The 13,884-nt window shown below is 39.8% G+C and carries 11 protein-coding genes; 10 read left to right on the top strand and 1 reads right to left on the bottom strand.

Translation table 11 applies throughout. The annotated features are described in order from the left end of the window. The first annotated feature begins 110 nt into the window (after positions 1–110). From D1B32_RS13910 to D1B32_RS13930, 5 genes are all read left to right on the top strand, one after another. Positions 111–1,427 (top strand): FAD-binding oxidoreductase, encoded by a 1,317-nt coding sequence (locus D1B32_RS13910; RefSeq protein WP_118889697.1) that lies wholly within the window; start codon positions 111–113, stop codon positions 1,425–1,427. Beyond that, complete coding sequence (locus D1B32_RS13915; RefSeq protein WP_095311286.1) at positions 1,428–2,816, top strand: (Fe-S)-binding protein; 1,389 nt, start codon at positions 1,428–1,430, stop codon at positions 2,814–2,816. It abuts the gene before it with no gap. 20 nt (positions 2,817–2,836) lie between these two features. Then, positions 2,837–4,300 carry an FAD-linked oxidase C-terminal domain-containing protein gene (locus D1B32_RS13920; RefSeq protein WP_118889698.1) on the top strand — a complete coding sequence of 488 codons (1,464 nt, stop codon included), beginning with the start codon at positions 2,837–2,839 and terminating at the stop codon, positions 4,298–4,300. A gap of 164 nt (positions 4,301–4,464) precedes the next feature. After that, positions 4,465–5,229, top strand: a complete 765-nt coding sequence (locus D1B32_RS13925; RefSeq protein ID WP_118889699.1) for a fumarylacetoacetate hydrolase family protein — start codon at positions 4,465–4,467, stop codon at positions 5,227–5,229. A gap of 310 nt (positions 5,230–5,539) precedes the next feature. Continuing rightward, positions 5,540–7,300, top strand: coding sequence for an L-lactate permease (locus tag D1B32_RS13930; protein ID WP_118889724.1), 1,761 nt, complete (start codon positions 5,540–5,542; stop codon positions 7,298–7,300). A 194-nt stretch (positions 7,301–7,494) separates the two neighbouring features. On the opposite strand, the gene D1B32_RS13935 is transcribed toward D1B32_RS13930, so the two are convergent. After that, complete coding sequence (locus D1B32_RS13935) at positions 7,495–8,307, bottom strand: YitT family protein (RefSeq protein WP_240033794.1); 813 nt, start codon at positions 8,305–8,307, stop codon at positions 7,495–7,497. Positions 8,308–8,539: 232 nt separating this feature from the next. Here D1B32_RS13935 and rpoN point away from each other — a divergent pair, with 232 nt between their 5' ends. The 5 genes from rpoN to D1B32_RS13960 all read left to right on the top strand — a co-directional run bounded on the left by rpoN (position 8,540) and on the right by D1B32_RS13960 (position 13,850). After that, complete coding sequence (rpoN, locus tag D1B32_RS13940; protein WP_118889700.1) at positions 8,540–9,832, top strand: RNA polymerase factor sigma-54; 1,293 nt, start codon at positions 8,540–8,542, stop codon at positions 9,830–9,832. A 1-nt stretch (position 9,833) separates the two neighbouring features. Continuing rightward, positions 9,834–10,097 (top strand): glutaredoxin family protein, encoded by a 264-nt coding sequence (locus D1B32_RS13945; protein ID WP_095311296.1) that lies wholly within the window; start codon positions 9,834–9,836, stop codon positions 10,095–10,097. 236 nt (positions 10,098–10,333) lie between these two features. After that, positions 10,334–11,362 (top strand): sugar-binding transcriptional regulator, encoded by a 1,029-nt coding sequence (locus tag D1B32_RS13950; RefSeq protein ID WP_095311298.1) that lies wholly within the window; start codon positions 10,334–10,336, stop codon positions 11,360–11,362. 37 nt (positions 11,363–11,399) lie between these two features. Next, positions 11,400–12,407 (top strand): type I glyceraldehyde-3-phosphate dehydrogenase, encoded by a 1,008-nt coding sequence (gap, locus tag D1B32_RS13955; protein WP_095311300.1) that lies wholly within the window; start codon positions 11,400–11,402, stop codon positions 12,405–12,407. A gap of 261 nt (positions 12,408–12,668) precedes the next feature. Continuing rightward, positions 12,669–13,850, top strand: a complete 1,182-nt coding sequence (locus tag D1B32_RS13960) for a phosphoglycerate kinase (RefSeq protein WP_118889701.1) — start codon at positions 12,669–12,671, stop codon at positions 13,848–13,850. The last annotated feature ends 34 nt before the right edge of the window (positions 13,851–13,884 follow it).

Raw genomic sequence — 13,884 nt, forward strand, 5'->3', positions numbered from 1 at the left:
AATCATATCTTTCCTAATAGAGAATGATCATTGAAATTGAAAAAGAGTGAGCTAAAAAAGAACTGCTTTTAAACTTTTGCAGGTTCAACTAAAAAGGGGGTTTGAACAATATGATTTATTCAGATATAGAAGGGGTTTTGCCAGCCGAACAAATAAAGCACAATGCTAAATGTCATTCGCTGGGTAATGATGGAAATCAAATCATGGAAGCCTATTCTGAGGAAGATATATCGAAGGTTCTTTCCTTTGCATACCAACAATCCAAAACGGTTAATATTATTTCTGGGGGTACGAAGCGTGGTTATGGTGGCGAACTGGAGCAGGCAGATATTTTATTGTCACTGGGTAACTACAAAGGGATCGTGGAGCATTCAGTTGGTGACCTTACACTGACTGTGAAACCTGGGACGACTTTAAGAGAAATAACAGAAGAATTGGCTAAACATGGGCAGCAAGTCGCAATAGACACACCTTGGCCGGAGCTGGCAACAATTGGCGGCATTATAGCAGCAAATGACAGTGGACCAAAGCGATTGCTTTATGGATCTGCAAGGGATTTAGTTATCGGCACGAGGATCGTCTATTCCGATGGAAGAATAATCCGAACAGGTGGAAAAGTAGTCAAAAACGTAGCAGGTTATGATATGAATAAGCTTTTCATCGGATCGATGGGAACGCTTGGTGTCGTTAGTGAAATCACATTAAAATTACGTCCGCTTCCAAGTTTTGAAGGGTTGTCCCTTTTGCAATTCCCACAGGGTGGTCAGCAAGCAATTCGTGAATTTTCCATGCAGATCCTTGACTCAATGATGGAACCAGTTTCATTGGAGATCTTGAACCCTTCTTTTGCTGAAAAAATGACCGGTAACAGAGATTATACGTTGGCCATTGCTTTTGAAGATCGGAAAAAAGCTGTTCAAGAACAGGAAAAATGGGTGAAAAATCATGTTCCGATTGATGCTAAACATTGTGTGATGCATGAGGAACAGGCAAGACGATGGTGGGAGAAATTCAGGCATTTCGGACCCAATGGCCATAATGATGAAGAATATAATGATTCAAATACACAGGCTGCATTGAAAATTGGAAGCAATAATTTCGATGTCCTCATTATTTTAGAGGTGTCTGAACGGCTTTCAAAGGAACATCAAGTGACAACAGAAGCGCATGGTGGGGTAGGACATGGTATTTCAAGAGTGTTTATAGAGGGGCTTCCCGAAAATATTGTTTCTTACATTAAAGCACTTAGATCAGAGGTAGAAAGAAGACATGGGTATGTAGTTTGTACACATTTACCGTTTAAGTTAAGAAAGTTGGTTTGTGTTTGGGGTGAAATACCACCATACTTTGCTTTGCTGGAAGGTATTAAACATACGAATGATCCGAACAGAATTCTTAACCGACAGCGTTTTGTAGGAGGTATATAAATGAGTGTAGGTCAGAAAGAATCTGCTAATCTAGTGAATCTCCTGGAAAATGGTCCAGCCTGTCAAACAGCGACGCTAGGAAACTATCTTTGGGACGATTTACCAGATCAGGATAAATGGGCGGACTGTGTACACTGTGGTATGTGTCTGGAAGCCTGTCCGACATATCAGGAAACAGGTGAAGAACAGCATTCACCAAGGGGACGCGTTTATTTAATTAAAGCTGTTGCAGAAGGGAAAATTGATGTAAATGAAGCTTTTTCCAAGCCTGTATTTGATTGCCTGGATTGCCGTGCGTGCGAAACGGCATGCCCCGCCGATGTTCAGGTCGGTGGTTTGATTGAAGAAGCTCGTGGCCAAATTCGTCAGGCGATGCCTCTGACAGGTCTTCAAGGAAAACTTAGTAATACTGCTTTAAAAGAGCTCTTCCCAAAGCAAAACCGGATGAATATGCTCGGTGGCCTTATGCGATTCTATCAAAAGAGCGGGATACAAACGATAGCTAGGAAAACTGGCTTATTAAATATATTGCCAAATCCCTTACAAGAGATGGAATCGATTCTTCCAGAGGTTGGAAAACCAGTGCTTGGCAGGTATCCAGAAATCGTTCCAGCTGAAGGAATGACGAAAAAGCGGGTTGGAATGCTGACAGGCTGCATAATGGATGTTATGTTCAGCGATGTTAATGAAGCGACCATTCGAGTTCTGACGCATAATGGATTTGAAGTCGGTCTGCCGAAACAACAGGGATGCTGCGGTGCACTCCATGTACATGCTGGAGAAAGAGAAACAGGAAAAATGCTAGCAAAACAAAATATCGAGGCTTTCAAAGATTATGATAAAGTACTCGTAAATGCAGCGGGCTGTGGCTGTGCACTTCAAGAGTATGATGAACTTTTCAGAAATGATCCGAACATGCAACCTTTGGCAAAGGAGTTTTCGGAGAAGGTTGAAGATGTTTCCAAGTTTTTGTATGATCATGATTTTAAACGTCCTACCACAGAAATGAAAACAAAAATTACGTACCATGATGCATGTCATCTTGCTCATGGACAGGGGGTTCGTTTTGAGCCTCGTCAACTATTAAATGAAATTCCAGGGGTGGAAATGGTTGAGCTGCCAAATGCAGACCGTTGCTGTGGCAGTGCTGGAATCTATAACCTGACACACCCAGAGATGGCAGGTAAACTGCTTGACCGAAAGATTGATGATGTCCCGGAAAATATTGAAATGATCTCCATGGGGAATCCAGGTTGCATGCTCCAAATAGCTATGGGTGTGAAAAAGCATGGCAGAAGTGAAAAGGTTGTCCATACCGTCCAATTGCTTGATTGGGCTTATGAAAAAGATAAAGCCCAAGTTAAAGAAAACATACCTGTGAAATCTTAGCTGGAAAGGATGTGAGCTATATGTTTGGAAAAAAGCGACAAAAACAGAAGCCAGATGATGCTGTTATACAGCAATTAATGCAAATTGTAGGTGATAGTGAAGTTCTTTATTTGAAAGAAGATCTGATAGCATATGAATGTGACGGTTACACACTCTCAAAAGGAATGCCAAAAGCAGTTATTTTTGTGAAAAGTACAAAACAGGTTTCTGACGTGGTGAAATACTTAAATACAGTAGGAATACCTTATATTGCGCGAGGAGCCGGTACGGGATTAAGTGGTGGAGCGACACCACTCGGTGGTGAAGTGATTATTAGTTTGGTCCGAATGAAGAGAATGCTTCATCTTGACTTGAAAAATAGAAAAGCGGTTGTAGAACCGGGCTATATTAATTTAAAGCTGACACAATCGATTTCAGATAAAGGTTATTATTATGCACCAGATCCTTCGAGCCAATATGCATGCACGATAGGTGGGAATGTTAACGAAAATTCCGGTGGTGCTCACTGTTTGAAATATGGGGTAACGACAAATCATATTCTAGGGCTTGAGTTTGTGCTTCCTAGTGGTGATGTTATAGAGCTCGGAGAAGAAGGAATTCCGGATCGTCCCGGCTATGATTTGCTCGGTCTCTTGACCGGTTCAGAGGGAACACTAGGGATTGTAACTAAAATTACAGTGAAGATATTAAAAAATCCTGAAGGGAAGAAAACCGTTCTTGCCTATTATGATGATATTGGTGATGCAAGTCAGGCTGTTTCAGATATTATAGCTGCAGGTATCATTCCAGCTGCGCTTGAAATGATGGATTCCATAGCCATTGAAGGGGTAGAATCAGCTGCCTACCCGGTTGGGCACCCGAGGGATATTGCTGCATTTCTACTTATCGAAGTTGATGGGATTGATGCTGGGATTGAGGACCAAATCGACGAAATTCTTACTGTATGCAAAAATAACAATGTTCGCGAAATAAAAGTGGCGAAAGATGAGGAAGAGCGTGGACTTTGGTGGGCCAACCGGAAAATGGGATTTGGTGCAATGGGGGCAATCTCCCCGGATTACCTTGTTCAGGATGGGGTTATTCCGAGAACGCGATTGCCTGAAGTTCTTGCTAAAATCAGTGAAATCAGTAAAAAGTATGAGCTTCGTATTGCGAATATTTTCCATGCGGGAGACGGAAATCTGCATCCGCTGATATTGTTTGATGCCAGCATACCCGGAGAAAGTGAACGTGCATCCAAGGCTGGTTCGGAATGTTTGAAGGTTTGTGCAGATGTTGGAGGTTCTATTACTGGTGAACACGGTGTTGGTATTGAAAAATCAGCAGAAATGCGCTTTATATTCACTGATGAAGAAATGACTGCCCAAACGAATATACGCGCTGTGTTTAATCCGGAAGATTTATTGAACCCTGGGAAGTTATTTCCACAACCAGGCCGTTGTGTAGAAATTAAGCGGGAAATTACAAAAGTAGTAGTATCCTAATTTAATAGATCGGTAAGTTTAAGCCTTTAGTGAGAGGAGGAATTAAAATCACTTAGCCGCTTTCCTCCTAATAAAGCATTGCATCCTTGTATAAGCGAACAGCCAATTCACTATTAAAGTAAGCGTAAACACCTTCAATCAATCAGAAATAAGGAGAGGAAACAATGAAGTTTGCCAGATTTAGAAGAGAAAATGATGAAACAATATTACAAGGAATTATAACAGATGGCGGCATTAAGGAAATTAAAGGGGACATTTTTTCTGAATGGGAGTATACAGATTCAATGCATCCTGTGGATGAAGTTACGATTTTGGAACCGCTCGTTCCACGACATATAATTGGAATCGGCGCTAATTATGTTGCTAAGACAGATGATCTGCCATCCGATCTGCCGAACTTGCCTGTGTTTTTTTATAAGCCGGTTTCATCCGTTATTGGCAGTGGAAAACCGATTAAAATCCCAAACAAAATAAATGAAGTAAAATTCGAATCTGAACTTGCCGTTGTTATTGGTAAACATACACGTAACATTTCAGAAGAAGAAGTGACAGACCATATTTTTGGTTATACGGTTGCCAATGATGTGACGGCACCACAGTATTTCCATGAATCTGGATATTGGACAGTAGGAAAGTCATTTGACACGTTTACTCCACTGGGTCCTTATATAGAAACAGAACTTGACCCTGATCAAGTCACTGTTGAGTCCTACTTGAATGGCGATAGAAAGCAGGCTAGTGCAGTATCGCTTATGATCATTTCAATGAGAAAAATGATTGCCTATTTATCCAATGTGATGACACTAGAACCAGGTGATGTAATTCTAACAGGCAGTCCAATTGGGGCGGAAATGATGCGGTCGGGTGATGAAATAGTATGTCAAATTGCTGGAATTGGAAAGCTTCGAAATTCTGTAGAACAAGCCTAATTTTATCTAACACGTAATTGGAAGTACGATTTTTAGTGAAAAGATTTGGTTGTAAAACAAAGATAAGAGGGGGGAGTGTGTCATTCAATGATGGTATTAAACTGTGTAATTGCCCGATTCTAATTAAGAGCAAAAAATGGTAATAATAGGAGTGGGATAAGGGGATTTAAATAATTGAAAATTCTATTTGCTGAAACAGAAGCAAGAAATAGCTGGTAATTGTAATAAGGGCATCTTTATCGAACATTATTATTTTCCAATCATTAATATTGTTATTCATATATTAAAACCTTTCAAGGGGGAATTTAAATTGGAGAGTGGAATATTAGCTGTTTTGGCGTTCCTTCCAATTATTGTTGTTGCTGTTTTTCTTGTTGGGCTTAAATGGCCGGCAAGTAAAGCGATGCCGCTTTCGTACATCACCGCTGTATTACTGGCTCTTTTTGTTTGGGATGTAGCATTTCCGCAAGTTGCCGCTGCAACTGTTCATGGTCTTATCGTTGCTGTCACTCTCTTATTCATTATTTTCGGTGCAATATTACTGCTGAACACGCTACAGGAAAGTGGGGGACTCCACACGATTCGTCGTGGTTTTACGGATATTACACCTGACCGCCGTATTCAAGTAATTATCATCGCATGGCTTTTCGGTTCGTTTATTGAAGGTTCAGCAGGGTTTGGTACACCAGCAGCCGTTGCGGTTCCATTGTTGGTTGGTCTTGGTTTTCCGGCGATGGCGGCTGTTGTCTCTGGTCTGGTTATTCAAAGTACACCGGTTTCATTTGGAGCAGTTGGTACACCCATGATTGTAGGTGTAGGTACAGGAATTGAACCACTTAGCCAAATCAGTGAAGTTTCCACTTTTGTGTCCAATGTTTCTGTACAAGTAGCCATTCTCCATACTATTGGAGGTCTGTTAATTCCATTATTTTTAGTTGGTATCATGACACGATTTTTCGGAAAAAACAAATCATTCAGTGAAGGATTAAAGGTTTGGAAATTCGCATTATTTGCGTCGTTGGCAATGACCATACCATATTTAATCGTTGCAAATCTATTGGGACCCGAATTTCCTGCAATGCTTGGTGGCCTAATTGGATTGGCGATTGTCATACCTGCGGCCCAAAAGGGCTTTCTGATGCCGAAAGTAAATGAAATTTGGGACTTCGAAGCAAAAGACCGCTGGGATCCAACGTGGACAGGGCGTGTTGAACTGAAACAGAGCGAAATATATGCAGGTAAAATAAGCATGTGGCGTGCATGGGCCCCATACGTTTTAATAGCTGCATTCTTATTAATTTCAAGGATGACTGTCGTTGGAGATTGGCTTAAATCGGCAACGATAAGAGTACCAAATATTTTTGGTACTGATATTTCTTCCAGCTGGGAAATTCTATTTTCGCCAGGTTTTATATTTATCGTAGTTGCAGTAATCACTTTTTATATGCATGGGATGAAGGGGAAGGAGTTTGCCAGGGCTTGGAAAAACTCTGGTCAAACAATTATAGCTGCAGGTTCGGCTCTTGTGTTTACAGTGCCTATGGTACAAGTGTTTCTTAACTCTGGCGGGGGAGCTGCGGGTTATCCAGAGATGCCAATAGCTTTAGCGGAAGGTGTTGCAGGTCTTGCGGGAACGTTGTATCCAATCTTTGCAACATTTGTTGGAGGACTTGGCGCATTTGTAGCCGGAAGCAATACGGTAAGTAATATGATGTTCTCCCTTTTCCAATACGGGGTTGGTGAGCGAATTGGTGGTGATCCATCATGGATGGTTGCACTTCAAGCGGTTGGTGGTGCAGCTGGCAACATGATCTGTGTGCATAACGTTGTCGCGGCATCTGCAGTTGTTGGACTTGTAGGGAAAGAGGGGCATGTCATTCGTAAAACACTTCTTCCGTTTATCTATTATGCACTATTATTAGGTTCCGTCGGCTATTCAATTATGTGGACAGCTGAAAGAGGTATTTTCAACATCGGATCGATTATCGCTGTCATTATTTGGACAATTGCTATTTACATTATCGCGACAAATAACAAGCGTTTGAATGCGATTGACCGAAGGGCCGCTTAACGAAGGGAAATCACGGTTCGATTAATATGCTAAAATTGAGAAGTGTGTACATTTCAATTTATAAGGAGCTATAGGATTGAAAGAGAGAGTGGGTTGCTTGTGTCTAGTGATCGGCTCTCTTTTTGTTTAGATTAAATATAATGTGTAACAGGCTGGCCAATCAACCTGAACCAACCCTCTATTAAGAGTGCCGGCTAATGCGCTGTTGTCTTAAAGCGTCCACCATGAACCTCCTGTGTATCCATAATGGTCGTAAAGGCTCTTGAATCGGAGTCAAATACAATTTGTTTTAGTTTAGCAACTTCAAGTCGAGTAATAATAACGTAGAGAACTTGGGTATCTGTTTCCTGATGATTATGCTGTCCGTATAATTTCGTTACCTTGCGCTTTAGAGACTTCTCAATTTGATTGGCAATTTCGCCTGATACATCGGATACAATCAGTGCTGCTTTTGTTTCGTTGAGAATACCTTGCCCTACAATATCAATGGTTTTCGAGGCAATATAATAGGTAAGAATGGATAGCATTGCTTGCTCCCAGCCAAGGATAAATCCTGCCCAGACAAAAATAAAAATGTTAATGAACATGACAAACTCGCCAACGGAAAAGGGAAAACTTTTGCTTATAATAATTCCAAGTATTTCTGTTCCATCTAATGCACCGGCATTTCGGATAACAATACCTACCCCCGCTCCCAAAATCAAGCCGCCAAATACGGTTGCTAGTAGTGGTTCATCCGTAATCGGCTGAAAATGGTGCAAGAATCCTTCAGCAATTGCTAATACGACAATACTAAATAGCGAAGCGATTAAAAAGCCTTTTCCTAGTCTGTGATAGCCAGACAGAAGAAATGGAATATTGATTATTAAGACCAATATGCCAAAGCTGACTCCAGTGAGGTAATTCAGTAGCAAAGAAATACCGATAACCCCTCCATCAATGATTGCATTTGGCACAAGAAAGAGGTCCAGAGCTACTGCTGCAATGGCGGCGCCGACAACCAACATAAAATAACGGCGAATAAGATGTGCTAAGCTTTCCTTTTTTTTGTTCCACTCATTATATAAAACATCCTTTTGACATTGAATCGAAATAACGTTTTTTAGACTTCCCATAAATAACGCTGTCAATATAGCTATTTTTACCAATTTTGCATGATTTGATGTATATCATGGAGATGACATTACGAACTTTTCGTGGCAAAATAGAGATAGATGCATCAACAAAGGGGTGTTATGCATGAAACAAAAGCTTAACTTAAATCAGTCTTTACAGTGGAAAATGAATCAGTCGCTTGTACAGTCCATTAATATTCTGCAATTCTCAAGTGGAGAGCTGTTGGAGTATATAAAAGAGATAGCAAAAGAAAATCCGTTAATTGAAGAAGTGAATTCCGATATGGATTGGGTTCAATATCGCCCAGCTTCCCCAGAAACGTTTTCTATTGGAGAAATTAATACAGCAGAAATGTCTTTGTATGATCAATTGAAATCGCAGTTATTTACTATTTCATACCCGGAAAGTTTAAAACCAATTATTGAATTTGGGATAGATTCCCTCAATGAAGATGGTTATCTTGAAATCGATTTGAGAGAGTGGGCAGATAAATGCGATACAACAATTGAAAATGCGGCATACGCATTGGAAAAAATCCAATCATTGGAACCAGCGGGAATTGGGGCGAGAAATCTTCAGGAATGTATTCTATTACAGTTAAAGCAGGCGAATAACTTCGAACCTTTTGTAGAAGAGTTACTTGAAAATCATTTAGAACTAATTGCGAATGCAGATTTGGAAGCCATAAGTGAAATAGGTGGAATAGCTGCAGAAAGAGCAGGTTTTATCATTGAAAGTATTAAACTATGTCATCCAAAGCCAGGGAAATTACTAGAACCACCTGAACCAGACTATATTATTCCGGAAGCTTCAATCTTTAAAGAAAATGGTGAATGGAAGCTGTCTTTTTATCGATGGTCTACACCAAAAATAACACTAAATCCGACTTACCAACGTTTAAATGATCCTATGCATGAAGCAACTGATTATTTGAGAGAGAAGCAAAAAGAAATCGAACAATTACAGCAAGCAATTGGCTATCGAGGAAATACAATCGAACTTGTCATTCGAAAAATCATGGAAAAGCAGTATCTATTCTTCGAACATGGGACATATATGATCCAATCACTTACCTTAAGGGAGATTGCAGAAGAACTGGGACTTCACATCTCAACAATAAGTAGAGCAATCAGTCAGAAATATGTGCAAACAATACATGGGGTATTGCCATTAAAATTTTTTCTGCAACGGGGAGTTAAAAACGAGAATGGCACCACTGCTTCATTTGCTATTAAACAGCTAATGAAGGAGATGATCCTCCATGAGGATAAACAAAGCCCACTGTCAGATGAAGCAATAAAACGAAAACTGATGAACGAATTTCAAATTGAAGTAGCGAGACGGACTGTAATGAAATACCGTGACCAGCTACGAATCCCATCATCGATTAAGCGAAGGGAAAACAGGAGGAACTAATATGCGGCATGTTATTTTATACACAAAGGAAGCTTGTACCTTATGTGATGAAGCAGAATTATTATTATCTTTTTTTATGGAAACGCATCCATTTGAATTGGAAAGAAGAGATATCAATACAAATGATGAGTGGTTTGAAAAATATCATTTGGAAATTCCGGTAATTGAAATGGGTGGCAAGCAGTTATATGGTGAAGGAATAAATTATGAATCGATAAAAAAGTTATTCCAAGTCAATAGAAGTAAAGACATACCGTCCACATAGTGGCACGGTATTTTTTACACTTAAAATAGGTGATCATTTAACAAAGAAACCACTTTTTTTCGTTTATAATTGTAACCTTTGGGAAATGTAGAATGTGTAGTCTTTTCAAAGATAAATGTAAAATTTATGTGTTTTCATTTGTATAACTTTCTGATTATGGTATAATAAAAATTGTAACTGGGACATAATATATCCTTCCGGGACAATTTATGACCCAAAGAAGGAGAGCCTTTAAAATGAAAGCTTTAATTAGTCTGCAGCAAAAGCTTGTTCCTGATCTTTTAGAAGTCATGCAACAACGATATGCATTGTTACATAGTATAGATCTATTCCAGCCTATTGGCAGAAGAGGTCTGACAGAAAACACAAACCTCACGGAAAGACACGTTCGTGGCGAGATTGACTTTCTTCATGAACAAGGTTTAGTCGAGGTAACAGCTAGAGGAATGTATATCACAAATGAGGGAAAAGTAATACTAGAGCAGCTTACAAAATTTATCGGCGATCTAACTGGGTTACATGTTTTAGAAGAACAAATTAAGGAAATATTACAAGTAGACCGTGTAGTTGTTGTACCTGGTGATAGTGATGACAATACATGGGTCCAAAAAGAAATGGGAAAGGCTTGTATCGCTTCGCTCAAGAAACTTGTTGGAAAACAAAATACGATTGCTGTAACTGGCGGTACTACAATGGCAGCTGTAGCTGAATCAATGACTTCCTTGAATAAGGAAAGTGAATTTCTGTTTGTTCCTGCTCGTGGTGGTATTGGTGAAAAGGCTGAAAACCAAGCTAGCAGAATTGTTGAGGAGATGGCAAAAAAGGTCGGTGGAGAATACCGGCAATTATATGTTCCGGATCCAATCAGTGATACGACCTACGAAACCATTATCAATGAACCATCTATTATGGAAGTAATCCAGCGCATCAAAGGTGCTGACATTGTTATTCACGGGGTGGGGGATGCATTGAAAATGGCAGAACGCAGGAGAACGCCAGATGATGTCATCACCTTATTAAAGGAAAAGAATGCTGCAAGTGAAGCATTTGGTTACTATTTTGACCAAACAGGTAATGTTGTCCATAAAGTGAAAACGGTAGGAATACAGTTGGAGGATTTGGACAACGTAGATAATGTCATTACAGTGGCTGGAGGCAGATCGAAGGGAGTAGCAATTGCGTCTTACTTCAAGCGAGGCAGAGGTGACTTGCTGGTAACAGATCAAGGAGCAGCAGAACAGATATTGAGAGGTTCTCCTCTTTAAATATATCAATAAAAAAGAATTCTAGGAGGAATAATACATGGCAGTTAAAGTAGGTATTAATGGATTTGGAAGAATTGGACGTAACGTATTTCGTCAATCATTATTAAATGATGAGGTAGAGGTAGTTGCAGTAAATGATTTAACAGATGCAAATATGCTTGCACATCTATTAAAATATGACTCTGTACACGGTTCACTAAAAGAAGAAATCTCTGTTAATGGTTCCAACATTGTTGTTGACGGTAGAGAAATTAAAGTACTATCTGAACGTGATCCTGCACAATTAGGTTGGGGAGACTTAGGTGTAGAAGTTGTTATTGAATCTACAGGACGTTTCACAAATGCAGAAGATGCACAGAAACATATTGATGCTGGAGCGAAAAAAGTAATCATTTCTGCACCTGCAAACAATGAAGATTTAACAATTGTTATGGGTGTAAACGATGATCAATACGATCCAGAGAAGCATCACATCATTTCAAATGCATCTTGTACAACAAACTGTTTAGCGCCATTTGCTAAAGTATTAAACGATACATTCGGAATCAAACGTGGATTAATGACAACAATTCATTCATACACAAACGATCAGCAAATCCTTGATTTGCCACATAAAGATTACCGTCGTGCACGTGCAGCAGCAGAAAACATCATCCCTACAACTACTGGTGCTGCAAAAGCGGTTAGCTTAGTATTACCTGAATTAAAGGGTAAACTAAACGGTATGGCTGTTCGTGTTCCAACTCCAGACGGTTCATTAGTTGACTTAGTTGCAGAGCTAGACAAAACGGTAACTGCTGAAGACATTAATAATGCATTAAGAGAAGCAGCTGAAGGTCCATTAAAAGGTGTGCTTGAGTACAGTGAGGCTCCATTAGTATCTACAGATATCATTGGTAACCCACACTCTTCAGTTGTTGATGGGCTTTCTACAATGGTTATGGAAGATAACTTCGTTAAAGTTGTATCATGGTACGATAATGAAATGGGCTATTCTTCACGTTGTGTAGACTTAGCTGCATTCATGAAAAAACAAGGACTATAAGAAAAAGTGAGACGGAGGAGGATTCCATTCCTCCTCCGTTTTTTCGCATAACTTACTTGGCAAAAGGACTTCTGAGAAGGTGAAGAACACTTTCATAAGAATCCCTTTAACGAATGCCAAGTTTTAAAAAATACTTTAACAAGCGCGTACGTACTTGTTAGTATATAATGATTACGAATCATGTAATCATGGAAGTCTATGTTCAGGGGTTACTTACTCCATGAATAGATTACATAGGCAGAAATAAGGAGGGGTTTATTCATGAATAAAAAAACACTTCAAGACCTTGACGTAAAAGGAAAAAAAGTATTTTGCCGTGTCGATTTTAATGTTCCATTGAAAGATGGAGAGATTACGGATGATACGAGAATTAGAGCGGCATTGCCGACAATTAACTATTTAACAGAGCAAGGCGCTATTGTTATTTTGGCAAGTCACCTTGGACGACCAAAAGGCAAAGTAGTGGAAGATTTACGTTTGGACCCTGTTGCCAAGCATTTAAGTGATTTAATTGGAAAACAAGTAGTGAAAACAGATTCTGTTTACGGTGAAGAAGTGAACGAAGCAATTGCTTCCTTACAACCTGGCAATGTACTCCTAATCGAAAATGTTCGATTTGAAGCTGGAGAGGAGAAAAATGATCCCCAGCTAGTGCAAGCACTTACTGATATGGCAGATCTCTATGTAAACGATGCTTTTGGTGCAGCTCATCGTGCGCATGCATCGACAACTGGAGTTGCAGAAAAACTTCCAGCAGCAGCTGGTTACCTATTGGAAAAAGAAATAGATGTACTAGGAAAAGCGCTTGAAACGCCAGAACGGCCGTTCACCGCAATTATTGGCGGTGCAAAGGTGAAGGATAAGATCAATGTAATCGATAATCTATTAGATAAAGTAGATAATCTAATCATTGGTGGCGGACTTGCTTATACATTTATTAAAGCACAAGGACATGAAATCGGTAAGTCCTTATTAGAAGAAGACAAAATTGACCTTGCTCTTGAGTTTATCAAGAAAGCTGAAGAAAAAGGAGTTAACTTTGTGCTTCCTGTTGATGTAGTAGTAGCTGATGATTTCTCTGAATCAGCAAATACAAAAATTGTTGGCATTGATGAAATTCCTGCCGATTGGGAAGCTTTAGATATTGGTCCAAAGACAAGAGAGATATACAGTCAGCTTGTCGCGGAATCAAAATTAATTCTTTGGAATGGTCCAATGGGTGTGTTCGAACTAAACCCATTTGCTGGTGGAACGAGAGCAGTTGCAGAGGCTCTAGCTGAAACCGCGGGTTACTCCATTATTGGTGGTGGAGATTCCGCTGCAGCTGTGGAGAAATTCGACTTTGCAGATGAAATGGATCATGTATCCACTGGTGGAGGGGCTTCCTTGGAATTCATGGAGGGTAAAATTTTACCAGGTGTCGCTGCTTTAAATGATAAGTAATAGCAGGCAGTGATACAAATTAACTTGTGGGGTG

The organism is Oceanobacillus profundus (assembly GCF_003515705.1).
Lineage (GTDB): Bacteria > Bacillota > Bacilli > Bacillales > Amphibacillaceae > Oceanobacillus > Oceanobacillus profundus.

Bases quoted from the DNA above. Each gene is read 5' to 3' on its own strand.
- D1B32_RS13910 (WP_118889697.1), top strand. From the start codon at position 111: ATGATTTATTCAGATATAGAAGGGGTTTTGCCAGCCGAACAAATAAAG.
- D1B32_RS13915 (WP_095311286.1), top strand. From the start codon at position 1,428: ATGAGTGTAGGTCAGAAAGAATCTGCTAATCTAGTGAATCTCCTGGAA.
- D1B32_RS13920 (WP_118889698.1), top strand. From the start codon at position 2,837: ATGTTTGGAAAAAAGCGACAAAAACAGAAGCCAGATGATGCTGTTATA.
- D1B32_RS13925 (WP_118889699.1), top strand. From the start codon at position 4,465: ATGAAGTTTGCCAGATTTAGAAGAGAAAATGATGAAACAATATTACAA.
- D1B32_RS13935 (WP_240033794.1), bottom strand. From the start codon at position 8,307: ATGTTGGTTGTCGGCGCCGCCATTGCAGCAGTAGCTCTGGACCTCTTT.
- rpoN (WP_118889700.1), top strand. From the start codon at position 8,540: ATGAAACAAAAGCTTAACTTAAATCAGTCTTTACAGTGGAAAATGAAT.
- D1B32_RS13945 (WP_095311296.1), top strand. From the start codon at position 9,834: ATGCGGCATGTTATTTTATACACAAAGGAAGCTTGTACCTTATGTGAT.
- D1B32_RS13950 (WP_095311298.1), top strand. From the start codon at position 10,334: ATGAAAGCTTTAATTAGTCTGCAGCAAAAGCTTGTTCCTGATCTTTTA.
- gap (WP_095311300.1), top strand. From the start codon at position 11,400: ATGGCAGTTAAAGTAGGTATTAATGGATTTGGAAGAATTGGACGTAAC.
- D1B32_RS13960 (WP_118889701.1), top strand. From the start codon at position 12,669: ATGAATAAAAAAACACTTCAAGACCTTGACGTAAAAGGAAAAAAAGTA.